Below are 21401 nucleotides of genomic sequence, written 5' to 3'. Positions count from 1 at the left end.
GGTCGCCTACTGGTCGGCCACCGGTTGCAGCAGCAGCCACTTCCAGGAGTCCTTCCCGAAGGTGCGCTGGGCGCCGCCGGTGTAGGTGACCTGGTCCGGCGCCGTGCTCTGGTCGGTCCAGGTGACCTTGCCGGTGCCGCGATCGTACGTGGCGACCGTAGGCGCCCGGTACGCCGTCGCGGCGCGGTTGTCGGGAGCGTTCTGCGCACCACGGGCATCGCTCTGGCTGGCCGGCTCCTTGCAGCTGACGCTCTCGTCCATCGGCTGGTCGGAGAGGCCCTCGGTGGTGACCGGCGAGCGCTGGGTGGTCTCGTAGCCGCTGTGGCAGACCGGCGGGGTCTGGGTCAGCACCAGCCCGAAGTCGGCGTTGTAGGCGCCGTTGTCGGCCTTGGCCAGCACGCTGTAGGCGCCTTCGACGATGTAGGGGTAGATCACCAGGATCTGCTCGATGCCCGGCAGCTTCTTCACCACGATCTGACCGGTGGTGACCAGGTTGTTGATCAGCTGGCCCAGGTCGACCTGGTTCTCCTCCAAGAAGGTGCGCAGCTGCTCGGTGGTGGCCGCCCCGTTGTCGATGACCTTGCGCAGGTCGGCGTCCGACCCGGCCAGGGTGCCGCTGAACAGCGCCAGGTTCTTGGCGAAGCTCTTGATGTCGGAGGTCTTGTCGACCTGGGTCTGCAGCACGACGTTGGAGTCGTCGATCAGCGCCGAGGTGGTCTGGAAGTTCTGGTCGGCGGCTCGGATGAACGCGTTGCTGGTGTCGATGATCTGCTGCAGGTCGCGCCCGGTGCCCTCGAACGTGGTGCCGAGCTGGCCGATGACGGTGCGCAGGTCGTCCTGCGGCACCGAGTTGACCAGCTGGTCGATGTTGGTCAGCAGCGTCGTGGTGCTGATCGGGATCCGGGTGTCGGCGTGGGCGATCGTCGAGCCCGCGTGCAGGTAGGGCCCCGAGTCGGTCTGGGGCTGCAGCTCGACGTACTGCTCGCCGACGGCGGACTTGTTGCCCACCACCGCGAGCGTCTTGGCCGGGATCTGCTTCTGCGACCGGTCGATGTCCATGACGACGTCGACCCCGTTGCGCGTCAGGTCCAGCGCCTTGACCTGGCCGACCCGCACTCCGCGGTAGGTCACCTCGGCGCCGGCGAACACCCCGCCGGAGTCGACGAACTTGGCCGTCACCGGGTAGCTGGTGTCGTAGAAGAGCCGGTTCAGCTTGGCGTATCGGGCGCCCACGAACGCCACCCCGATCAGGGTGATGAGCACGAACACCAGCAGCTGTCGCTTCGTCCTCGCGGTGATCACTTCGACTCCACCCCCTGCAGCAGCAGCGAGCCGAGCGTGGAGTTGTAGCCCAGGCTGGCCACCGTGCCCGTCGGGCCGTTGAGGACGTCGAGACTGCCGTCCTTCTTCGTCGTCACGGCGCCGTCCAGGCCCGTCCCCACCCGGCCAAGGCCGAGTCCGGAGGTCAGCGGCGCGGTGAGACCGCCGAGGACGCTGGAGAGCGCGGCCGTGGGCAGCGGCACCGTGGGCAGGGAGCTCAGGACCGTGGCCGGCAGCTGGGGCAGCGAGGCGATGAGGTGCTGAGCCAGGATCGAGTTGACCAGGGCCGGCACCTTCGTGGTCAGGTTGCCCGGGTGGTCGCAGTCGATGCTGGCCAGCACCGCGGTGACCAGGGTGGCCAGCTGGGTCTGCGTGAACTGGCCCAGCACGTTGAGCGCCTGCAGCTGACCGACGACGAGCTGCTGCACCTGCTGCTTGACCTGCTTGCAGGCGTTCGCCACCTGCGAGGGCACCGTGAGGGGAACGTTCGTGGGCAGGTTGAGCGGCGCCTGAGGGATGGCGGGCAGGCTGGTGAGGTTGATGTTGAGATTGATCGCGAGGTTGACGTAGTCGCCCATGTGCAGGTTGCGCGCCACCTGCGGGTCCTTGCCCACGACGTCGTCGACGAACGGGTAGGTCAGCGCCACCTGCAGCGAGTCCGGCAGCGCCTGGCCGGCGTCGGCCAGCTTGTCCAGCACCGGGCCGAGATCGCGCAGCGTGTTGACCGTGGAGGTCTTGGAGGCCTCGATGACCTTCGTGCCGACGGCACTGAGCCGGCTCAGCGCCTGCAGCGTCTTGACCAGGTCGGCCCGCTGCCCGTTGAGCGAGCGCACCGCGGCGGGCAGGTCGTCCAGCGCGCTCTTGATGGCGCCGTCCTGCTTGCGCAGCGAGCCCGAGAGCCGGTTGAGCGCCTCGATCGCGGCGACGACCTGCTCCTTGTTGTCGTTGACCTGACCGACGAACTCGTGGAGCTGGTCGAGCACCGAGCGGATGTCGGACTCCCGCCCGCCGGCGGCGTTGTTCAGCTCGGCGGCGATCGTCTTCAGCTGGGCCACGCCGCCGCCGTTGAGGATCAGCGAGAGGGCGCCCAGCACCTCCTCGACCTCCGGGTTGCGCCCGGTCCGTGAGAGCGGGATGACGTCGCCGTTGGAGAGCTTGCCGGAGGCCCCGGTGCCCGGCTTGGCCAGCGAGACGAACTTCTCGCCCAACAGGCTGGTCTGGCGGATCTGGGCCGTGGCGTTGTCGGGGAGGTCGACGTTGCGCGGCAGCTGGAGGGTCACGTCGGCCACGTAGCCCTTGAGCTTGATGCCGGTGACCTTCCCGACGGTGACGTCGTCGACCTTCACGGTGGACTGCGGCACCAGGTCGAGCACGTCGCGGAACATTACGTGCACGGTGATCGGGTTCTTGCCCACCTTGGCCCCGCCGGGGAGCTGGGCGTCGTAGAGGGAGCCGCAGCCGGAGACGAGCAGGCCGCTGACCAGCAACGCCACCGCGGCGATCGAGCGCCTCACCGGTGCTTCACCTCCACCAAGCCGGCCAGCGTCGGGTCGACGTACTGGTAGCGGTTGTCCGGCGTCGAGGACCGGGTGAGTGCACCAGCCCGCTTCAGGCCGATGCCGTTGAGGAACTGGGTGCACTGGCTCGTGCTCAGCACCTGACCCGCGGGGGCGAGGAAGCCGCACAGCACGGTGCCCGGCTGGTTGAGGCCGTTGGTGATGTTCTCGCTGAGGTTGGTGCGCTGGTCCAGCGTGCCGGTCTTGGGGTTGTAGGCCAGGCCGAGGTTGTTTAGCGCCGTCGGCGCCACCTTGAGCACCTCGGCCAGCTGGTCGCGGCGCTTGACCAGGATCTGGGTGACCTGGTTGAGCCCCTTGATGTTCGTCGTGAGCGCGTCGCGGTTGGTCTCGACGAACTGGCGTACGTCGACCAGCGCGGTGCCGAGGTTCTTCAGCGCGGCCGCGAGGTCCTGCCGCTCGCCCGCCAACAGGTCGGCGCCCTGGGTCAGCGAGTCGTTGAACCGCCGCACGGTGTCGTCGTTGGTGGCCAGCGCGTTGACGAACGTCTCGAGCTGCTTGGCCGTGCCGAACAGGTTCTCCTTGTTGTCGTCCAGCGTCTTGGTCAGCCGGCTCAGGTTCTCGATGGTCTGGTGGGCCTGGACGCCCTGGCCGTCGAAGTTGCGCGAGGTCGAGTCCAAGATGCGCGTCAGCGCGCCCTCGCTGGTGCCGCCGTCGGAGGAGTTGGCACCGTCGGGTCCCAGGGCCACGGAGAGGTCGTTCAGGCTGCCGTAGATCTGGTCGAGCTCCAGCGGCGTCGCCGTGCGTTTCTGGCTGAGCACCGTGTGGTCGGCCATCACGGCGCCCTTGGTGTAGGCCGGCGTGAGCTGGATGAAGCGGTCGCCGACGATCGAGGGCGAGACCAGGACCGCCTTGGCGTTCTTCGGGACCTTGTACTTGGCGTCGTAGGTCATCTTGACCACGACCTTCGTGCCCGCCGGGGTCACCGAGTCCACCGACCCGACCCGCACGCCGAGGATGCGCACGTCGGAGCCGGAGTAGAGCGAGACGGTGCGCGGGAACTCGGCGGTGAGGTGCATCTTCGTGCCGCCCGGCATGAACAGCAGGAAGCCGGCCACCACCAGGGCGGCCACGATGAGGGCGCCGAGGGCCTTGGAGAGCGTCGAGGTCGTCATGTCACATCGCCGCTCAGACCGGGGGGAGGTTCTGGATGTAGGTGTCGAACCACGGGCCCGAGCCGAGCGTGTTGGCGAAGACCCGGTAGAAGGGCGCCATCAGCCGCAGCGAAGAATCGAGGTTGTCCTGGTTCTTCAGCAGCAGCTGGGTCACCTGCTGGAGGCTGTCCAGCGCGGGCTTGAGGGTGGTCTTGGTGTCGTTGACCAGCCCGGAGAGCTGCGTGGAGAGCTGGCTGGTGGAGACCAGCAGCCGGTGCACCGCCTCGCGCCGCGCGACCAGCGCCCGCAGCAGCACGTCGGAGTCCTTCATCAGCTTCACGACGTCCTGGTTGCGATCGGCGAGCACCGTGCTGACCGACTTGGCGTTGGCCAGGAGCGTGTTGAGCTGGTCGTCGCGGGCCGCGATGTTGGCCGAGAGGTCGGAGAGGCCCTTGAGCGTGCCCTGGAACTCCTCGGGGGTGTTCTCGGTGACCCCGGCCAGGGTATTGAGCGAGGTGCGCAGCTGGTCGAGGTCGATCTTCTCGGTGCGGCTGGCCAGCCCGCTGAACGCCTGCACGATGTCGTAGGCGGACTTGGTGCGGCTCTGCGGGATGGTGGCGCCGTCTTGCAGGTGGCCCGATCCGGCCGGCTCGAGGGCCAAGAACATCGAGCCGAGCAACGTCTTGACCTTGATCTGGGCCGCGGTGTCGGCGCCGAGGTCCAGCTTGTCCTGCACCTGGAAGGCGACCCGGACGTGACCGTGGGAGAGGTCGACGCTCTTGACCTTGCCGACGCGGACGCCGGCGACGCGGACCTCGTTGCCGGCGACGATGCCGCTGGCGTCGGAGAAGTTGGCGTAGTAGGTGTCGCCGCCACCGATCAGCGGCAGCTGGTCGGCCTTGAAGGCGGCCAGCATCAACAAGATGATCACGGCGAACGAGACCAGCCCGATGGTCACCGGGTTGCGCTCGCGGAAGGGCAGGCTCATGGGTTGAGGGAGCACCTCGCCGCCGTGTTGTTGAAGACGCTCAGCTTGATGTCGTTGCCGTCGAGGGTGCCGTTGAGCGGCAGGGTGTTGAGCAAGGCGGACAGCTGGCTGGGGATCTGGATCGTGCCGTTGAGCTGGCAGAGGTAGAAGTTGAAGAACGAGCCGTAGATGGCGGTCCGGCCGATCTTGGTCAGCTTGATCGGCAGCACCTGCAGCGCTCGGTCGAGCTCGGGGGCACCCTGGTTGAGGTTGGCGGTGACGCGCTTGAGCTGGGTGACGTCGTTGGCCAGCGGCGGGCGGGCCTCGGTGAGCAGGCCGGCGGTGGAGTCGGTGAGGTCGGAGATGCTGTCCAGCGAGCCCAGGATGGCCTGCCGGTCGTCCTTGAGGCCGCCGACGAACTGCCGCAACCGCACGATCAGCGAGCTCAGCTCATTGTCGCGCTTGGCGACGGTGCTCAGCACCGCGTTGAGGTTGTCGATCAGCTCCCCGATGACCTTGTCCTTGCTGGCCAGCGTCTGGGTGAGCGAGGCGGTGTCGGCCAGCAGGCCCTCGATGTTGCCGCCCTCGCCCTGGAAGACCTGGATCACCTCGTACGACAGCTTGTTGATGTCGCTGGGCGAGAGCGCGGCGAACAGCGGCTTGAAGCCGTTGAGCAGCACCGTGAGGTCGAGGGCGGGCTGGGTGCGGTCCAGCGGGATCATCGCCTCGTCGGGCAGGCGCGAGGTGTCGCCGATGCCCTGGGTGAGCGAGATGTAGCGCTGCCCCACCAGGTTGCGGTAGCGGATGGTGGCGGTCGAGGAGCGGGTGACGGTGGCGTCGTCGAGGACGCTGAAGGTCACCAGTGCCTTGGTGCGGTGGTAGACGGCGATGCTCTTGACGCTGCCCACCTTGACGCCGGCGATCCGGACGTCGTCGCCCTTGGTGACCCCGGTGGCGTCGGCGAACTCGGCCTTGTACGTGCGCTTGGCGCCGAAGGTGAAGTTGCCGATCAGCACCACCAGCACGCCGGTGGCGAGGCTGGTGACGACGATGAAGATCAGCAGCTTGAGCCCGTCGGAGCGGGTCTTCTTGTCCAGCAGGGAGGCCACTACTTGCTCGCCTCCATGTCCACCTGCGACCCGCGGGCGAGCGGGCCGAAGAGCAGCGTGGTGACGTCGCCGACCTGGTCGGCCGGCACCCCGAGCACGGGGGCGGCGAGCGAGGTCATCAGCGCCTTCTCGGCCGGGTTGCCGCTGACGTTGGCGGCGGTGGCGGTGGTCGTGCCGGAGTCGGCGGTGCTCGAGCTGGTGGCGCCGGAGTCCACCGAGGGGGCCACCCGCTTGAGGTCGTTGTTGCCCTCGGCGACGCCGTCGTTGAAGTTGGGGATGGCCGTGAACGGGTTCGAGGGGTTCCACGGCGGGTTGGGGAGCTTGCCGCAGTAGGGGCCGCGGGTGTCGGCGTAGACGGGCACGTCGGCGGTGCCGTAGCCGTTGCCGAGCGGGTTGGCGGCGCTCTGCCGGGGCTGCTTGGGGATCGTGAGCAGGTTGATGTGGAAGATGAAGCCTCGGAAGGTGCTGCCCAGCTTCGGTGCCTGGTTCACGATGCCCTGGAGCATGCAGGGGAACTCCGAGGAGTACTTCTGCAACAAGGCGACGGTCGGCTCGCTGAGCTGGCCGAGCTGCACGATGTTGTCGCCGTTGGCGTTCAAGAACCCGGTGGCGGTGTTGGAGAAGGCCGTGGTGCTCTGCAGGAACTGGTGCAGCCGCTGCTGCTTGGTCAGCAGGGTGTTGCCGGTCTTGACGGTGTTGCGCAGGATCCGGCCCAGCTCGGGCGCCACGTCGGCGTAGGTGTTGGAGACGCTGGTGAGCAGCTTGAGGTCCGCGATCAGCTTCGGGACCTTCGGGTTCATCTTGATCAGGTAGTTGTTGAGGACCTGCAGGTTCTCCCCGATCTGGTTCCCGCGGCCCTCCAGCGCCGTGGCGAGCGCGGTGAGCGTGTAGTTCAGCTCGACCGGCTGCACCGTGCGCAGCAGCGGGTAGATGTCGTTGAGGACCTGCTCGACCTCGATCGGCAGCTTGGTCTGCGTGATCTTGTCGCCGGTGCGCAGTGGCGCGGTCGAGGGCCGCGAGGGGATGTCGAGGGAGACGTACTTCTCGCCGAACAGCGTCTTGGGCAGGATCGAGGCTGACACGTTGGCCGGGATCTGCTTGGCCTTGTCGGGCTGCAGACCCAGGGTCATCGTGACGCCACCGCTCTTGTCGGTGACCACCTTGCGGACCTCGCCGACGATGTCGCCGCGCACCTTCACGTCGGCCCGGTCGGGCAGCTGCAGCCCCGAGTTGTCGGCGTGCAGGGCGACGTCGGTGAAGCTGGTGAACTTCTGGGCGAAGATGGCGTAGACGCAGTAGACCCCCACCAGCACGAGGGTCAGGAACAGCACCCCGAGGGTGCGGTACCGCACGGTGTTGCGCATCGCCGCTACCCCGCCAACCGCACGGTGGTCGTGGCGCCCCAGATGGCCATGCTCAAGAACAGGTCGATGACGTTGATCGCCACGATGGAGGTCCGCACGGCACGACCGACCGCCACGCCCACCCCGGCCGGACCGCCCGAGGCGTTGTAGCCGTGGTAGCAGTGGATGAGGATCACCACGACCGAGAACACCAGCACCTTGCCGAACGACCACAGCACGTCGCCCGGTGGCAGGAACTGGTTGAAGTAGTGGTCGTAGGTGCCACCGCTCTGGTGGAAGAACGCCGTGACGGTGAGCCTGGTGGCGAAGTAGGAGGCCAGCAGGCCGACGATGTAGAGCGGGGTGACCGCGACCAGCCCGGCGATGATGCGCGTGGTGACCAGGAACGGCAGCGAGGGCACCGCCATGACCTCGAGGGCGTCGACCTCCTCGGAGATCCGCATCGCACCGAGCTGCGCGGTGAAGCCGCAGCCGACCGTGGCGGCCAGCGCGATGCCGGCCACCAGCGGTGAGATCTCGCGGGTGTTGAAGTAGGCCGAGACGAACCCGGAGAAGGCCGCGACCCCGAGCTGGTTCAGCGACGCGTAGCCCTGCAGGCCGACCTCGGTGCCGGTGAAGAAGGCCAGGCCGGTGATGACGCCGACGGTGCCGCCGATGACGGCCAGCGCACCCGAGCCCAAGGTGACCTCGGCCAGCAGCCGGAGGATCTCCTTCTTGTAGCGCCGCACCGAGCGCGGCGCCCAGGTCAGCGCGCGGACGTAGAAGGAGAGCTGCGCGCCCAGGGTGTCCAGGGTGCCCAGCGGCTTGGTGTAGATGCTGCGGATGCTCGCCACGGCTCAGCCCGTCTTCGGTGGCACGAGCTGGAAGTAGACGGCCGTGACGATGAAGTTGACGACGAACAGCAGCAGAAACGTGATGACGACGGACTCGTTCACCGCGTCGCCGACGCCTTTCGGGCCGCCGCCGGCGTTCATCCCCTTGTAAGCGGCGACGATGGCGGCGATGAGTCCGAAGATCAGCGCCTTGACCATGCCCTGCCACAGGTCGGGCAGCTGCGCGAGCGCGGTGAAGCTCGCTAGGTAGGCACCGGGGGTGCCGCCTTGGAGCACGACGTTGAAGAAGTACCCGCCGATGACGCCGACGATGCTGACCAGCCCGTTGAGGAAGACCGCCACCATCATCGCGGCCAGCACGCGCGGCACGACCAGCCGCTGGATCGGGTCGATGCCCAGCACCATCATCGCATCGAGCTCCTCGCGGATCTTCCGCGCGCCGAGGTCGGCGGCGATGGCCGAGCCGCCGGCGCCGGCGATGAGCAGCGCGGTGGCGATCGGGCCCGCCTCGCGGACGACGGCGAGCACGGCGGCGGAGCCGGTGAAGGACTGCGCGCCGAACTGCTTGATCAGGCCGCCCACCTGCAGCGCGATCACGGCGCCGAAGGGGATGGCGACCAGCGCGGTCGGGATGATCGTCACCGAGGCGATGAACCAAGCCTGCTGGATGAACTCCTTGAGCTGGAACGGCCGGCGCGGCAGCTGCTTGGCGACGTCGAGGGCGAACGCGAACAGCTTGCCGGCGGTCCCGATGGGAGCCAGCACGCGCGAGGCAGTCAAGGACGACATCGGCTCAGACCTCCGTCACCATCGACATGTTCTCCTCGAACGACCCGGGGGGCGGCGTGACGCCGTTTTCCTTGCACCAGGAACCGGGCTCGCGCTGGCTGCGCCGCGGGATGCCGTTGGAGGGCTCCATCTGCATCGGGATCGGCGGCAGCGGCGGCAGCTCCTGGTCCTTCTCGGCCTCGAGCTCGTCGGCGTCCTTCTCCTCCGACATGCCGATCGGGCCGACGCGCTGGGCGTTGAGGAACTGGCGGACCACCGGCTCCTCCGAGGACAGCAGCATCTCGCGCGGCCCGAACATGGCCAGGTGCTTGTGGTAGAGCAGACCGATGTTGTCCGGCACCGTGCGCGCGGTGTTGATGTCGTGGGTGACGATGAGGAACGTCGCGTCGATCTGGGCGTTGAGGTCGACGATCAGCTGGTTGAGGAACGAGGTCCGCACCGGGTCCAGGCCGGAGTCGGGCTCGTCGAAGAGGATGATCTCGGGGTCGAGCACCAGCCCGCGGGCGATGCCGGCGCGCTTGCGCATCCCGCCCGAGATCTCACCGGGGAGCTTGTCCTCGGTGCCGACCAGGCCGACGAGCTCCATCTTCTCCATGACGATCTTGCGGATCTCGGACTCGGACTTCTTGGTGTGCTCGCGCAGCGGGAACGCCACGTTGTCGTAGAGGTTCATCGAGCCAAACATGGCGCCGTCCTGGAACAGGACGCCGAACAGCTTGCGGACCTCGTAGAGGTCGCGCTCCGAGCAGCTGGCGATGTCGACGCCCTCGATGACGACGCTGCCGCGGTCGGGCTTGAGCAGCCCGATGAGGGTCTTCAGCAGCACCGACTTGCCGGTGCCGGAGGGGCCGAGCATCACGCAGATCTCACCGGCAGGGATGGTCAAGGTGACATCGCCCCAGATCAGCTGCCGACCAAAGCTCTTGGTCAGGTCCTTGATCTCGATCTCGACGCCCATGACGCTTGCCTGCTCCCTCCGAGACGAACGCGGGTGGCTCCGGCTCCCCCGCGACGCTGTCCCGCCCGATGTCTCAACGATTACCGGCGAGTAAAGTAACGCGGATTCTGCGCCTGAGTGTGACGAAAGTCCAACCGGGACCCTACCCGCGAGCGGGCTTGTGCACACCTGTGCATCGAGAGCCGTCCGAGAATGCCGAACGGCCGCCCCGCACAGCGGGACGGCCGTTCGAAGATGCGTTCGTCAGATCACTTGACCGCGACGGTGGCGCCGGCGGCCTCGAGGGCCTCCTTGGCCTTCTGCGCGTCTTCCTTCTTGACCTTCTCCAGGACGGCCTTCGGAGCGGACTCGACGAGGTCCTTGGCCTCCTTGAGGCCCAGGCTGGTGAGCGCGCGGACCTCCTTGATGACGTTGATCTTCTTGTCGCCGGCGGCCTCGAGGACGACGTCGAACTCGTCCTGCTCCTCCGCAGCGGCGTCGCCGCCGCCGGCAGCGCCGCCCGCAGCCGGCGCGGCCGCGACGGCGACCGGAGCGGCGGCGGTGACGCCGAAGGTGTCCTCGAACTGCTTCACGAACTCGCTGAGCTCCAGGAGGGTCATCTCCTTGAAGGCGTCCAGGAGCTCGTCGGTGCTGAGCTTCGCCATGGTGGCGTTCCTTCCTTCTGGGGAGGCCCTCAGGCCTCAGGGGTTGATTCGGTTGACTCGGTGGCCTCGGTGGTGGCCTCGGCCGGCTCGGTGGTGGCCTCGGCCGCCTCGGCCGGCTCGGTGCTGGCCTCGGTGCTGGCCTCGGTGCTGGCCTCGGGGCTGGCTTCGGGGCCGCCCTCCTCCTGCTTCTTCGCCTCCAGCGCGGCCGCCAGCCGGGCGGCCTGGGCCAGAGGCGCGTTGAGCAGGTACACGGCCTGGCTCAGCGACGCGAGCATGGCGCCGGCCAGCTTGCCCAGCAGCACCTCGCGCGACTCCAGGTCGGCCAGCTTGGCGATCTCGCCGGCGTCGAGCGTGGCGCCGTCGACGTAGCCGCCCTTGATCACCAGGGCCGGGTTGGCCTTGGCGAAGTCGCGCAGGCCCTTGGCCGCCTCGACCAGGTCGCCGTTGATGAACGCGATCGCGGTCGGGCCGACCAGCAGGTCGTCGACACCCTCGACGCCGGCCTGCTTGGCCGCGATCTTGGTGAGGGTGTTCTTCACGACCGAGTACTGGGCGTTCTCGCCGAGCGAACGGCGCAGGTCCTTGAGCTGCTTGACCGTGAGGCCGCGGTACTCGGTGAGGACGGCACCGCTGGCGTCGTTGAACGCCTCGACGATCTCGGCCACCGCAGCGGTCTTCTCAGACGTCGCCATGGCACTCCTTCCCTCGCTGTGGTCACAGGTGAGGACCGCAGGAACGAGAAGGCGCCCCGGGCGCGGTGTTCATCGAACAGCGCGGGCCACAGGGCGCGGGAGCTGGTGCTCGGCTCTGTCACCTGCGCTGGTCGCCCGCGTCGCGGAGCCTTCGCCTCACCAGGTGAGGGACCGGCGGTCTTCGGTTACGAGGGGCAAGCGTACGGGGAGCACGCCGTCGGCTCCAAATCCGCCCGCGCTGCCCCGGGCCTAGCCACCCGGGGTGAAGGTGGTGGTCGTCTGCGACGCCGGGGGCGCGGAGATCGAGACCTTCGCGCCGTAGTCGGAGAAGTCGATGCGGGTCGTCGCCTGCTTGCCCTGGACGGCGTAGCTCGAGGAGAGCCGCCGCAACAGGTCGTCGCTGCTGACGAAGACCTGGTAGGTGATCTGCTTCGGCAGCACGGACTGCAGCTGGGAGGACACGGCCGAGGACTTCACCAGCGCCGAGCTGGGGACCGTGACGTCGTACTCGGTGGTGCTCGTGCCGTCGACCTGGGCGCTGCCCTTCTCGGTGACGCTCGCGGCGCCCTGCAGGGCGGCCAGCGCGGAGGCCGGGTCGCTGCTGCCGAGCTGGCCGACGAGCGCGCCGAGCCCGTTGCTGCTCGCCTTCGGATCGATCTTGAGCCACTTGCTCGTGCCGAACGGGCCGCCCTTGAAGTAGTAGACGCCGGCGACCTGCAGCGCGGTGAACTGCTGGTTCGCGACGCCGATCGCCACCTGGGACGACGGCGGGGTGCGCGAGGTGTCGGCGCTGCCCCGACCGGTGACGGTCTGGCCCGCGACCCCGGTGGTGAGCGTGAAGTGGTAGCTGCCGGCCTTCTGCTGCGCGGCCAGCAGCCGGCTGAACAGGTCGGTCTTCGACAGCCCCTGGCCGCCGGCGCTCACGGTGCTGGGCGAGCTGCTGCCCGACGAGCTGCTGTCCGGCGAGGCGGCCGTGGTGCTGGAGCCGCTCGACGCGGACGAGCCGCCGTCGCTGCTGCCCCCGCCGCAACCGGCGGTGAGGGCGAGCAGCGCGGCGGCGCTCAGCGATGCGACGACGCGTCCCGAGACCCGCGTCAGCATGGTGTTACGCCTCGTCCTCGACGGAGAGGTTGCGCGTGCGGTTCGGGTCGACCTGCACACCGGGTCCCATGGTCGTGGAGACCGTGATCTTCTTGATGTAGCGGCCCTTGGAGCTGGCGGGCTTGAGCCGCAGCACCTCCTCGAGCGCGGCCGCGTAGTTGTCGGCCAGCTGCTCGGGCGAGAACGAGGACTTGCCGATGATGAAGTGCAGGTTCGCGTGCCGGTCGACGCGGAACTCGATCTTGCCGCCCTTGATGTCCGTGACGGCCTTGGCCGGGTCGGGCGTGACGGTGCCGGTCTTCGGGTTCGGCATCAGGCCGCGGGGGCCCAGCACGCGGCCCAGGCGGCCGACCTTGCCCATCAGGTCGGGCGTGGCCACGACGGCGTCGAAGTCGAGGTAGCCGCCGCCGACCTTCTCGATCAGCTCGTCGCCGCCGACCTCGTCGGCACCGGCGGCGCGGGCCGCCTCGGCCTTGTCGCCCACGGCGAAGACCAGCACCTTGGCGGTCTTGCCGGTGCCGTGCGGGAGGTTGACGGTGCCGCGCACCATCTGGTCGGCCTTGCGGGGGTCGACGCCCAGGCGCATGGCGATGTCGACGGTCTCGTCGAACTTACGCTTCGCGCCGTCCTTGGCGAGCTTGATGGCCGCCAGCGGGGCGTACAGCTCGTCGGCGTCGATGGTCTGGGCCGCGGCCCGGTAGGTCTTGCTGCGCTGCATGTCTGGTCTCTCTTCTCTTCCAGGTGTGGTGATGCGGGCCAGCGCGGCCCTGCCACTGTGCGATCGATGACTCGGTGGTGCTGGGTGTCGAGACGCTCGCTCAGTCGGTGGTGACGCCCATGGAGCGGGCGGTGCCCTCGACGATCTTCATGGCGGCCTCGACGTCGTTGGCGTTGAGGTCGGGGAGCTTGGTGGTGGCGATCTCGCGGACCTGGTCCTTCGTGAGCTTGCCGACCTTCTCCTTGTGCGGGACGCCGGAGCCCTTGGCCAGGCCGGCTGCCTTCTTGATCAGCTCGGCGGCCGGCGGGGTCTTGGTGATGAACGAGAACGACCGGTCCTCGAAGATCGTGATCTCGACGGGGATGACGTTGCCGCGCATGGACTCCGTCTCGGCGTTGTACGCCTTGCAGAACTCCATGATGTTCACGCCGTGCGGACCGAGCGCGGTACCGACGGGCGGGGCCGGCGTCGCTGCGCCGGCCTGGAGCTGCACCTTGACCAGGGCAGCGATCTTCTTCTTGGGAGGCATTGCTTCTCTTCTCTATCTCGTGGTGATGACGGGGCTGGTGCCCCTTCCACATGTGCTGGTCAGCCGTGGTGCCGGCTGCTGTGTTCCTTGCGGGATTTCGAGACGGTCGCTGCGCGACCTCCTCGACCGGCGCTCAGTCAGACTCGCTCGATCTGCGAGAAGGACAGCTCGACCGGGGTCTCCCGGCCGAAGATCTCGACGAGGGCCTTGACCCGCTGCGACTCGGCGTTGATCTCGGTGATCGTCGCGTGGAGCGTCGCGAACGGGCCGTCGACGACCATGACGGAGTCCTGGACCTCGAAGTCGGCCACCTCGATGGGCTTGCGCGGGGTGGCGGTGGTGGTGGTGCCGCCCTCACCCGAGCCGGCGACGGCCACCGCAGCGGCCTCGGCCTCGGCGCGGACGGCCGGGGCGAGCATGCCCTCGACCTCGTCCAGGCTCAGCGGGATCGGCTGGTGGCTCTGACCCACGAAGCCGGTGACCGACGGGGTGTGGCGCACCGCGGCCCAGGACTCGTCGGTCAGGTCCATGCGCACCAGGACGTAGCCGGGCAGCACGGTGCGCTTGACCATCTTGCGCTGGCCGTTCTTGATCTCGGCGACCTCCTCGGTGGGGACCACGATCTCGTGGATGTAGTCCTCCATGTTGAGCGAGGTGGTGCGGTTCTCCAGGTTCGCCTTCACCCGGTTCTCCATGCCGGAGTAGGTGTGCACGACGAACCAGTCACCCGGCTTCTCGCGCAGCGCCTGACGGAACTCCTCCATCGGGTCGGCCGGCACGTCGGCGACATCGGTGGCATCGGTGGCCTCCTGCTCCTCGACGTGCTCCTCCTCGGAGGCGAGGAGGTCCTCGGGGGACTCCTCGTCGGTGAGCTCCTCGTCGGAGGCGCCCAGGACGACGTCGTCGCTCTCGCCCTCGGAGTCGGCGGCGTGCTCGAGGTCGGGCAGCTCCACGACCGGCTCGACCACGGGGGTCGTCCCGGTCAGCGCCTCGGCCTCGGCCGACGCGGGGTGCTGGTCCTCTTCGTACTGCGACACGGTTGCTGAGTCACCTTTTCCGATCGTCACTTGTGCCCGAACAGGGCGAAGACCGCCTTGCCGAAGCCGAGGTCGAGCAGCGAGACCACGGCCATGAAGAACAGCACGAAGCTGACCACCACGATGAAGTAGGTGATCAGCTGCTGCTGGGTCGGCCAGACCACCTTGCGCAGCTCGGCCACGACCTGGCGGTAGAAGGTCGCCGGGCTGGTGCGCTCGCGACCGGTGGGCGTCGAGCGTCCGCGCGCGGAGCGTCCGCTGGAGGACCCCAGGGACTTGCTGTCGGTCACGCCACTGCCCTTTCGTCGTCGTGCGGTCGCGGTGGATGGTGGTCTGCTCTGCAGGGCACGAGGGACTTGAACCCCCAACCTTCGGTTTTGGAGACCGATGCTCTGCCAATTGAGCTAGTGCCCTACGGCGGGTCTGGCCCGGATCAGTCTGGCCCGGATCAGTGCCGCTTCCGGGGCATGCCGAAGCATGGCCACACCATCGCCACGGGCGAGTCTACGGGCGGCTCCCAGGCGAAGTCGAACCGAGCGCGCGGGTTTGGGAGCATGGCGACGTGAGCCTCGACCCTGCCGCCCCCGACCAGTCTGCCCCCGAACCGCCCGACCTCGACCAGCTCCGGTCGGCCTATGAGGAGCTGCGCGCCGCGGACCTGCGACTGGACCTGACCCGGGGCAAGCCGTCCGCCTCCCAGCTCGACCTGTCCGATGGCCTGCTCTCGCTGCCCACGAGCACCACGGACGCCGCGGGCGTCGACACCCGCAACTACGGCGGCCTGGAGGGCATCGCCGAGCTGCGGGCGATGTTCGCCGAGCTGCTGTGGGTCGAGCCCGAGCAGGTCGTGGCGGGCGGCAGCTCCAGCCTGATGATGATGCGCGACGTCCTCAGCTTCCTCTGGCTCCGCGGAGCGGTCGACGGCGAGCGGCCCTGGGGCGCGGAGGAGAAGGTCACCTTCATCTGCCCGGTCCCCGGCTACGACCGGCACTTCACGCTGCTGCAGTGGTTCGGGATCGACATGGTCACCGTGCCGATGAACGACGACGGCCCCGACGTCGAGGCGGTGGCCGCGCTGGCGGCGTCGGACCCGAGCGTCAAGGGCATGTGGCTGGTACCGACCTACGCCAACCCGACCGGCTCGGTGTGCACCCAGGAGGTGGCCGAGCGGCTGGCCTCGATGCCGACCGCGGCGCCGGACTTCAAGCTGTTCTGGGACAACGCCTACGCCTTCCACCACCTCACGCCGCAGGAGACCAAGAGCGCCGACATCACCTCGCTGGCCACCGCAGCCGGCCACCCGCACCGGCCGCTGGTGTTCGCCTCCACCTCCAAGATCACCTACGCCGGCGCCGGAGTGGCGTTCCTGGCCGGCTCGGTGGACAACATCGGCTGGTACGTCGGCAACCTCTCGCAGGGCTCGATCGGCCCCGACAAGCTCAACCAGCTGCGGCACGCGCAGTTCTTCGGCTCGCCGCAGGGCGTGCGCGACCACATGGTCAAGCACCGCGAGATCATCGCCCCCAAGTTCGACGAGGTCGACCGCGTGCTCACCGAGCGACTGGGCGGCACGGGCGTCGCGAGCTGGACCAAGCCGGCGGGCGGCTACTTCGTGAGCCTCGACGTGGTCGACGGCACCGCCTCGCGCGTCATCGAGCTGGCCAAGCAGGCCGGCGTGGCCCTGACGCCCGCCGGCTCGGCCTTCCCGTACAACGACGACCCGCGCGACCGCAACATCCGGCTCGCACCGACCTTCCCGCCGCTGGCCGACGTCACCGCGGCGATGGAGGCGGTGACCACCTGCGTCCTGCTGGCCGCCGCCGAGAAGCGGGCGGAGTGAGCGCGCGGCGGGAGCTCCGGGCGCTGCCGAAGGCTCACCTGCACCTGCACTTCACGGGGTCGATGCGCCACGCCACCCTCCTCGAGCTGGCCGAGCGCGACGGTCACGTGCTGCCCGACGCGCTGGTCGAGGACTGGCCGCCGACCCTCTCGGCCGCCGACGAGAAGGGCTGGTTCCGCTTCCAGCGGCTCTACGACGTCGCCCGGTCCGTGCTGCGCACCGAGGCCGACGTGCGGCGCCTGGTCCGCGAGACCGCCGAGGACGACGTCGCCGACGGCGGTCGCTGGCTGGAGATCCAGGTCGACCCCAGCGGCTACGCGACCCTGTTCGGCGGGGTCACCGCCTTCACCGACCTGGTGCTCGACGCCGTCGCGGACGCCTCGCGCCGGACGGGGCTGGGCATCGCCGTGGTCATCGCCGCCAACCGCACCCGCCACCCGCTGGACGCTCGGACGCTGGCGCGGCTGGCCACCCAGTACGTCGACCGCGGCGTCGTCGGCTTCGGGCTCTCCAACGACGAACGCCGCGGCCGCACCGCGGAGTTCGCACCGGCCTTCCGCATCGCCGAGCGCGCCGGGCTGATGCTCGACCCGCACGGCGGCGAGCTCGTCGGCCCCTCCCACGTCCGCGCGTGCCTGGACGACCTGCACGCCCAGCGGCTGGGTCACGGCGTCCGGTCGGCCGAGGACCCGGCCCTGCTCGAGCGCATCGCGAGCAGCGGCGTGGCCCTGGAGGTGTGCCCGACCTCCAACGTGGCCCTCGGGGTCTACACCGACCTGGCCTCGGTGCCGCTCCCCCAGCTGCTCGAGGCCGGGGCCACCGTCGCGCTCGGCGCGGACGACCCGCTGTTGTTCGGCTCCCGGCTCAACGCCCAGTACGCGACGATGCGCGCCGCCCACGCGCTCGAGGACGCCGACCTGGCCGAGCTGGCCCGGATGTCGTTTCGCGCCAGCCGCGCCCCGAGCGACCTGGTGGCGACGGCGTTGGCCGACGTCGACGCCTGGTTGGCACAATCCCCCTCATGACGCAGTACCCCGGCCCGGATCCCGACGACCCGTTCGCCAAGCCGCCGAAGGAGCAGGCGCCCGGGAGCGACGAGACGGCGCCGATCACGCCCACCCCGGCGGCACCCCCGCCCGAGCAGCCCGAGCAGCCCGAGCAGCCGGGCTACTGGGAGCAGCAGGCGGCCCAGCAGGCCGGTCAGCAGTCCGGTCAGCAGTCCGGTCAGCAGTCCGGGCAACAGGCCGGGCAACAGGCCGGGCAACCGCAGGACCACAACCCGTGGGCGGGCTACGGGCAGCCGTCGGGCGGGCCGCCTCCTCCCCCGCCCCCGGCCCAGCCGGGCGCCTACCCCGCACCGGCGTACGGGCAGCCGCAGCCGGGATACGGCTACGCGGCCCGGCCGAACCACCCGCAGGCCACCACGGCCATGGTGCTGGGGATCATCGCCCTGGTCGGCACGTTCCTGTGCGGGCTGCCGGTGCTGGTCTCGCCGTTCGCCTGGTGGATCGGCGCGAAGGCCCGGCGCGAGATCCGCGAGTCCGGAGGACAGCTCGGCGGCGAGGGCTCGGCCACGGCCGGCTTCGTCATGGGCATCATCGGCACGGTGCTGCTGGCCCTGATCGTGGCGTTCATCGTGATCATCGTGATCATCGCGATCGCCGGCGGGTTCAACTCCAGCTCGAGCTACAGCTACAACTCCTGAGCCGGGTCAGCCCACGCGGCAGCCGACCAAGGTCGGCTCGGGGTCCAGCCGGACCCCGTAGGCGAGCTCCACGCCGTCGCGGATCTCGGTGGCCAGCGCGACCAGCTCGGCGGTGGTGCCGCCGCCTCGATTGGTCAGGGCGAGCGTGTGCTTGCCCGAGATCGCCACGTGGCCCCGGACGTGGCCGCGCTCGAACCCGGCGTGCTCGATGAGCCAGGCGGCACTGGTCTTGACGCTGCCGTCGGGCTGCGGCCAGGCCGGGGCGCCGGCGGGCACGCGCTCGGGCTCGACCACCGGGTTGGTGAAGAACGAGCCGGCGCTCCAGGTGTCGTGGTCGGCCTCATCGAGCACCATGCCCTTGCCGCGGCGCAGCGTCAGCACGGCCTCGCGGACGTCGGCGGCCGGCGCCCGCTCCCCCGCCGCCACGCCCAGTGAGCGCGCGAGCTCGGCGTAGGCGACGGGACCGCCGAGCGTGCCGAGCCGGAGCTGGAAGGTGACGTCGAGGACGACGTAGCGCAGCGGGTCGACCTTGAAGCGGCTGGTGCGGTAGCCGAAGCCGCACTCGGCGGCCGCCAGCGTGCGCACCGCCCGCTCGACGCGGTCGAAGGTGCGCACCGAGGCGATCGTCTGGGCGACCTCCTGGCCGTAGGCGCCGACGTTCTGCACCGGCGTCGCTCCGACGGAGCCCGGGATGCCCGACAGCGCCTCGAGGCCGAGCCAGCCCTCGGCGAGCGCCCGGACGACGAGGTCGTCCCAGGGCTCGCCGGCGGCCACGCGCACCATCGCGCCGCCGCACGCGTCGGACTCGACCTGCACGCCGCGGGTGGCGACGTGGACCACCCGGCCGCCGAAGCCGGCGTCGGCGACCACCAGGTTGCTGCCGCCGGCCAGCAGCAGCACGGGGGTGCCGGCGGCGTCGGCGGAGCGGACGGCCTCGACCAGCTCCTCGGAGCCGGTGGCGGCGACCACCTCGTCGGCCGGGCCGCCGAGACGCAGGGTGGTGTGCTCGGCGAGCCTCACAGGGCGACGACGGCGGTGGGCATGCCGAGCACCTTGTCCGCACCGCAGGTCACGGTGAGGCCGATGGTGGCCCGGCCGTCCTCGACCTTCTTCACGGTGCCGGCCACGACGACCTCGGCGCCGTCCTCGCCGGCCGGCACGACGACCGGCTTGGTGAACTTCGCCCCCAGCTCGACCACGCGTCCGGGGGCTCCGGCCCAGCCGTCGACGGCGCGGGCGGCCAGCGCGAGCGTGTACATGCCGTGGGCGATGACGCCGGGCAGCCCGACCGAGCGGGCGACGTCGGCGTCCTGGTGGATCGGGTTCGGGTCGCCGGCGGCCGCGGCGTAGGCGACCAGGTCGGCGCGTGTGACCCGGAAGGTCTGCGTGGCGAGCTCCTCGCCGGCCTCCAGGCTCATGCGGTGTGTACCAAGGTGGCCTTGGCGGTGCAGACCAGCGCACCGTCGGCGTCGGTGATCGCGCTGGTGGTGCCGATGATGTCGGCGCCGCCGATCTGGCGCAGCGTGTCGACGGTGAGGGTGGCGGTCAGCTCGTCGCCGACCACGACCGGACGCTCGTAGGCGAAGCGCTGCTCACCGTGGATGACGTGGCTCAGGTCGATGCCGACCTCCGGGTCGCCCATCAGGGCCTGCATCGCGACGAAGGCCACGACGATGGGGAACGTCGCCGGCGCCGGCTCGCCCTCGGCGTACGGCGTGCCCGTGGCGGCGGCGAACGCACGAACCGCCTCCGCGGTCACCTGCAGTGAGGGCGGAGGCGGGAACGTGCGGCCGGCCAGAGAGCTGTCGACCATGTGCTGGACCCCAGGTTCAGCGGGTCTCGCGGTGCGCGGTGTGCTTGCGGCAGCGCGGGCAGAACTTCGCCAGCTCGAGCCGGTCGGGGTCGTTACGACGGTTCTTCTTGGTGATGTAGTTGCGTTCCTTGCAGTCCACGCACGCCAAGGTGATCTTGGGGCGGACGTCGGAGGACTTGCTGGCCACTTCTGGTGCCTCTTCCTGCTGCGGTGGGACCTAGTCGGTAGCGGGGGCGGGGCTCGAACCCGCGACCTCACGATTATGAGTCGTGCGCTCTCACCACCTGAGCTACCCCGCCGCGTGGAACAGGCGTCCGGCCTCAGAGATTCCCGCGAGGGTTCCTCTGCTGCCGACGTCGTCCCGGAGCCCCTTTACGGAATCGAACCGTAGACCTTCTCCTTACCATGGAGACGCTCTGCCGACTGAGCTAAAGGGGCAGGCACACAGGGCCCGTGGGGACCCGCGTACGCGACGCCCCAGACTACACAGCGCCTCGGAGGAACGTGAAATCCGCCTACTACCTCGCCGGCGACACCCCGGGCGAGGTCGTCGCGACGCCTCGCACCGCCGGTCCGTGGACCGCCGCGGCGCAGCACGGCGGCCCGCCCGCGGCGCTGCTCGCCCGCGCCGTCGAGGCGCTCGTCGAGCCCGGCCGCACGGTGGGCCGGTTCACCCTCGACCTGCTCGGACCGGTGCCCGTGGGCCCGCTGCAGGTCACCTCCGAGGTGCTCCGGCCCGGCCGCACGGTCGCGCTGGTGGGCGCCGCACTGGCCGACTCCTCGGGACGCGTCGTGGCCCGCGCTCAGGCGTGGGCGATGCCGCTGACCGCGGACGGCCCCGGCGACGCCCTCCCGATGGCCGGCCACGCCCCCGGCGACGGCCGCCACGAGGAGCCGCCCGCGACCTGGCACCGCGACGGCTACATGGAGTCGGTGGAGTGGCGCTGGGTGAACGGCGCGGTCTCCCGGCCCGGCCCCGGCGTGGTGTGGATGCGGCCGCTGCTGCCGCTGCTCGAGGGCGAGGCGCTGAGCCCGCTGCAGCGGGTGCTGGTGTGCGCCGACTCGGCCTCCGGCGTCTCCTCGGCGCTGGACGCGGACGCCTGGAACTTCCTCAACACCGAGCTCACCGTGCACCTGGTGCGCCCCGCCGAGGGCGAGTGGATCTGCCTCGACGCGGTCACCACCCTCGGCCCGGGCGCGGTCGGTGTCGCGGCGTCGACGATCTACGACGAGACCGGGCTGGTCGGCTGGACCCGGCAGACCCTGCTGGTGGTGCCCAACGCCGAGGGCTCCCGGGGCCGCTGAGCCGCACCT

The 21401-nt window shown here is 69.8% G+C and carries 24 protein-coding genes and 3 tRNA genes; 4 read left to right on the top strand and 23 right to left on the bottom strand.

From position 1 onward, the window contains the following. Positions 1 to 6: 6 nt before the first annotated feature. The 17 genes from D9V37_RS01115 to D9V37_RS01035 all read right to left on the bottom strand — a co-directional run bounded on the left by D9V37_RS01115 (position 7) and on the right by D9V37_RS01035 (position 15143). Positions 7 to 1302, bottom strand: coding sequence for an MCE family protein (locus D9V37_RS01115; RefSeq protein ID WP_121804282.1), 1296 nt, complete (start codon positions 1300 to 1302; stop codon positions 7 to 9). Then, a complete protein-coding gene (locus D9V37_RS01110; RefSeq protein WP_158604337.1) occupies positions 1299 to 2834 on the bottom strand; it encodes an MCE family protein in 1536 nt (511 codons plus the stop codon). The genes D9V37_RS01115 and D9V37_RS01110 overlap by 4 nt, the downstream gene beginning before the upstream one ends. Next, a complete protein-coding gene (locus D9V37_RS01105) occupies positions 2831 to 4009 on the bottom strand; it encodes an MCE family protein (protein ID WP_121804280.1) in 1179 nt (392 codons plus the stop codon). Before D9V37_RS01105 ends, D9V37_RS01110 begins: the two co-directional genes overlap by 4 nt. A 13-nt stretch (positions 4010 to 4022) precedes the next feature. Further along, entirely contained in the window at positions 4023 to 4976 is a 954-nt protein-coding gene (locus D9V37_RS01100; RefSeq protein ID WP_121804279.1) for an MCE family protein, read from the bottom strand. Beyond that, on the bottom strand, positions 4973 to 6064 hold the full coding sequence (locus tag D9V37_RS01095) for an MCE family protein (RefSeq protein ID WP_232524673.1): 1092 nt from the start codon (positions 6062 to 6064) through the stop codon (positions 4973 to 4975). Before D9V37_RS01095 ends, D9V37_RS01100 begins: the two co-directional genes overlap by 4 nt. Beyond that, positions 6064 to 7416 carry an MCE family protein gene (locus D9V37_RS01090; protein WP_158604336.1) on the bottom strand — a complete coding sequence of 451 codons (1353 nt, stop codon included), beginning with the start codon at positions 7414 to 7416 and terminating at the stop codon, positions 6064 to 6066. The genes D9V37_RS01095 and D9V37_RS01090 overlap by 1 nt, the downstream gene beginning before the upstream one ends. A gap of 17 nt (positions 7417 to 7433) precedes the next feature. Then, positions 7434 to 8261 carry an MlaE family ABC transporter permease gene (locus D9V37_RS01085; RefSeq protein ID WP_121804277.1) on the bottom strand — a complete coding sequence of 276 codons (828 nt, stop codon included), beginning with the start codon at positions 8259 to 8261 and terminating at the stop codon, positions 7434 to 7436. Positions 8262 to 8264: 3 nt separating this feature from the next. Then, positions 8265 to 9050 carry an MlaE family ABC transporter permease gene (locus D9V37_RS01080; protein ID WP_121804276.1) on the bottom strand — a complete coding sequence of 262 codons (786 nt, stop codon included), beginning with the start codon at positions 9048 to 9050 and terminating at the stop codon, positions 8265 to 8267. Between the two features lie 4 nt (positions 9051 to 9054). Further along, positions 9055 to 10008 carry an ABC transporter ATP-binding protein gene (locus D9V37_RS01075; protein WP_121804275.1) on the bottom strand — a complete coding sequence of 318 codons (954 nt, stop codon included), beginning with the start codon at positions 10006 to 10008 and terminating at the stop codon, positions 9055 to 9057. Positions 10009 to 10256: 248 nt separating this feature from the next. Next, positions 10257 to 10652, bottom strand: a complete 396-nt coding sequence (gene rplL, locus D9V37_RS01070; protein ID WP_121804274.1) for a 50S ribosomal protein L7/L12 — start codon at positions 10650 to 10652, stop codon at positions 10257 to 10259. Between the two features lie 29 nt (positions 10653 to 10681). Further along, complete coding sequence (rplJ, locus tag D9V37_RS01065; protein ID WP_121804273.1) at positions 10682 to 11344, bottom strand: 50S ribosomal protein L10; 663 nt, start codon at positions 11342 to 11344, stop codon at positions 10682 to 10684. A gap of 249 nt (positions 11345 to 11593) precedes the next feature. After that, a complete protein-coding gene (locus D9V37_RS01060; RefSeq protein WP_121804272.1) occupies positions 11594 to 12445 on the bottom strand; it encodes a LolA-like protein in 852 nt (283 codons plus the stop codon). Positions 12446 to 12449: 4 nt separating this feature from the next. Continuing rightward, entirely contained in the window at positions 12450 to 13163 is a 714-nt protein-coding gene (rplA, locus tag D9V37_RS01055; RefSeq protein WP_121804271.1) for a 50S ribosomal protein L1, read from the bottom strand. A gap of 100 nt (positions 13164 to 13263) precedes the next feature. After that, positions 13264 to 13692, bottom strand: coding sequence for a 50S ribosomal protein L11 (gene rplK / locus D9V37_RS01050; RefSeq protein WP_121804270.1), 429 nt, complete (start codon positions 13690 to 13692; stop codon positions 13264 to 13266). 137 nt (positions 13693 to 13829) lie between these two features. Then, a complete protein-coding gene (gene nusG / locus D9V37_RS01045) occupies positions 13830 to 14729 on the bottom strand; it encodes a transcription termination/antitermination protein NusG (protein WP_158604335.1) in 900 nt (299 codons plus the stop codon). A gap of 26 nt (positions 14730 to 14755) precedes the next feature. Then, entirely contained in the window at positions 14756 to 15019 is a 264-nt protein-coding gene (gene secE, locus D9V37_RS01040) for a preprotein translocase subunit SecE (protein ID WP_232524672.1), read from the bottom strand. Positions 15020 to 15070: 51 nt separating this feature from the next. After that, positions 15071 to 15143: transfer RNA gene (locus tag D9V37_RS01035), tRNA-Trp, on the bottom strand. Positions 15144 to 15291: 148 nt separating this feature from the next. Here D9V37_RS01035 and D9V37_RS01030 point away from each other — a divergent pair. Genes D9V37_RS01030 through D9V37_RS20350 form a run of 3 tightly spaced genes read left to right on the top strand, consistent with a single transcriptional unit; the run spans position 15292 to position 18274 of the window. Continuing rightward, positions 15292 to 16569, top strand: a complete 1278-nt coding sequence (locus D9V37_RS01030) for an aminotransferase class I/II-fold pyridoxal phosphate-dependent enzyme (protein ID WP_121804268.1) — start codon at positions 15292 to 15294, stop codon at positions 16567 to 16569. Beyond that, positions 16566 to 17594 (top strand): adenosine deaminase, encoded by a 1029-nt coding sequence (locus D9V37_RS01025; protein WP_121804267.1) that lies wholly within the window; start codon positions 16566 to 16568, stop codon positions 17592 to 17594. Before D9V37_RS01030 ends, D9V37_RS01025 begins: the two co-directional genes overlap by 4 nt. Next, positions 17591 to 18274, top strand: a complete 684-nt coding sequence (locus D9V37_RS20350) for a DUF4190 domain-containing protein (RefSeq protein ID WP_198412312.1) — start codon at positions 17591 to 17593, stop codon at positions 18272 to 18274. Before D9V37_RS01025 ends, D9V37_RS20350 begins: the two co-directional genes overlap by 4 nt. Before the next feature lie 6 nt (positions 18275 to 18280). Here the strand turns inward: D9V37_RS20350 and D9V37_RS01015 are convergent, their stop codons facing one another. The 6 genes from D9V37_RS01015 to D9V37_RS00990 all read right to left on the bottom strand — a co-directional run bounded on the left by D9V37_RS01015 (position 18281) and on the right by D9V37_RS00990 (position 20525). After that, positions 18281 to 19294 carry a UDP-N-acetylmuramate dehydrogenase gene (locus D9V37_RS01015; protein ID WP_232524671.1) on the bottom strand — a complete coding sequence of 338 codons (1014 nt, stop codon included), beginning with the start codon at positions 19292 to 19294 and terminating at the stop codon, positions 18281 to 18283. Further along, a complete protein-coding gene (locus tag D9V37_RS01010) occupies positions 19291 to 19692 on the bottom strand; it encodes a MaoC/PaaZ C-terminal domain-containing protein (protein WP_121804896.1) in 402 nt (133 codons plus the stop codon). Before D9V37_RS01010 ends, D9V37_RS01015 begins: the two co-directional genes overlap by 4 nt. Next, on the bottom strand, positions 19689 to 20087 hold the full coding sequence (locus D9V37_RS01005; protein ID WP_121804266.1) for an FAS1-like dehydratase domain-containing protein: 399 nt from the start codon (positions 20085 to 20087) through the stop codon (positions 19689 to 19691). The genes D9V37_RS01010 and D9V37_RS01005 overlap by 4 nt, the downstream gene beginning before the upstream one ends. Positions 20088 to 20103: 16 nt before the next feature. Further along, complete coding sequence (gene rpmG, locus D9V37_RS01000; RefSeq protein WP_121804265.1) at positions 20104 to 20274, bottom strand: 50S ribosomal protein L33; 171 nt, start codon at positions 20272 to 20274, stop codon at positions 20104 to 20106. 38 nt (positions 20275 to 20312) lie between these two features. Then, positions 20313 to 20386, bottom strand: a tRNA-Met gene (locus D9V37_RS00995). 66 nt (positions 20387 to 20452) lie between these two features. Beyond that, a tRNA-Thr gene (locus D9V37_RS00990) sits at positions 20453 to 20525 on the bottom strand. A 66-nt stretch (positions 20526 to 20591) separates the two neighbouring features. Between D9V37_RS00990 and D9V37_RS00985 the strand changes: the two genes are divergently transcribed. Beyond that, on the top strand, positions 20592 to 21392 hold the full coding sequence (locus tag D9V37_RS00985; protein WP_121804264.1) for a thioesterase family protein: 801 nt from the start codon (positions 20592 to 20594) through the stop codon (positions 21390 to 21392). Positions 21393 to 21401 lie beyond the last annotated feature (9 nt).

This window comes from Nocardioides mangrovicus, assembly GCF_003674065.1.
GTDB classification, from domain to species: domain Bacteria; phylum Actinomycetota; class Actinomycetes; order Propionibacteriales; family Nocardioidaceae; genus Marmoricola; species Marmoricola mangrovicus.
The sequence above is the reverse complement of the archived record's forward strand: the minus strand, read 5'-3'. Positions and strand labels throughout refer to the sequence as shown.

What these genes read in the sequence shown, in the direction of transcription:
- rplK (WP_121804270.1), bottom strand. Translation starts at nt 13,692, where the DNA reads ATGCCTCCCAAGAAGAAGATCGCTGCCCTGGTCAAGGTGCAGCTCCAG.
- rplJ (WP_121804273.1), bottom strand. Translation starts at nt 11,344, where the DNA reads ATGGCGACGTCTGAGAAGACCGCTGCGGTGGCCGAGATCGTCGAGGCG.
- rplL (WP_121804274.1), bottom strand. Translation starts at nt 10,652, where the DNA reads ATGGCGAAGCTCAGCACCGACGAGCTCCTGGACGCCTTCAAGGAGATG.
- D9V37_RS01080 (WP_121804276.1), bottom strand. Translation starts at nt 9,050, where the DNA reads ATGTCGTCCTTGACTGCCTCGCGCGTGCTGGCTCCCATCGGGACCGCC.
- D9V37_RS01105 (WP_121804280.1), bottom strand. Translation starts at nt 4,009, where the DNA reads ATGACGACCTCGACGCTCTCCAAGGCCCTCGGCGCCCTCATCGTGGCC.
- D9V37_RS01060 (WP_121804272.1), bottom strand. Translation starts at nt 12,445, where the DNA reads ATGCTGACGCGGGTCTCGGGACGCGTCGTCGCATCGCTGAGCGCCGCC.
- D9V37_RS01100 (WP_121804279.1), bottom strand. Translation starts at nt 4,976, where the DNA reads ATGAGCCTGCCCTTCCGCGAGCGCAACCCGGTGACCATCGGGCTGGTC.
- D9V37_RS01005 (WP_121804266.1), bottom strand. Translation starts at nt 20,087, where the DNA reads ATGGTCGACAGCTCTCTGGCCGGCCGCACGTTCCCGCCTCCGCCCTCA.
- D9V37_RS01010 (WP_121804896.1), bottom strand. Translation starts at nt 19,692, where the DNA reads ATGAGCCTGGAGGCCGGCGAGGAGCTCGCCACGCAGACCTTCCGGGTC.
- D9V37_RS20350 (WP_198412312.1), top strand. Translation starts at nt 17,591, where the DNA reads ATGACGCAGTACCCCGGCCCGGATCCCGACGACCCGTTCGCCAAGCCG.
- rplA (WP_121804271.1), bottom strand. Translation starts at nt 13,163, where the DNA reads ATGCAGCGCAGCAAGACCTACCGGGCCGCGGCCCAGACCATCGACGCC.
- D9V37_RS01075 (WP_121804275.1), bottom strand. Translation starts at nt 10,008, where the DNA reads ATGGGCGTCGAGATCGAGATCAAGGACCTGACCAAGAGCTTTGGTCGG.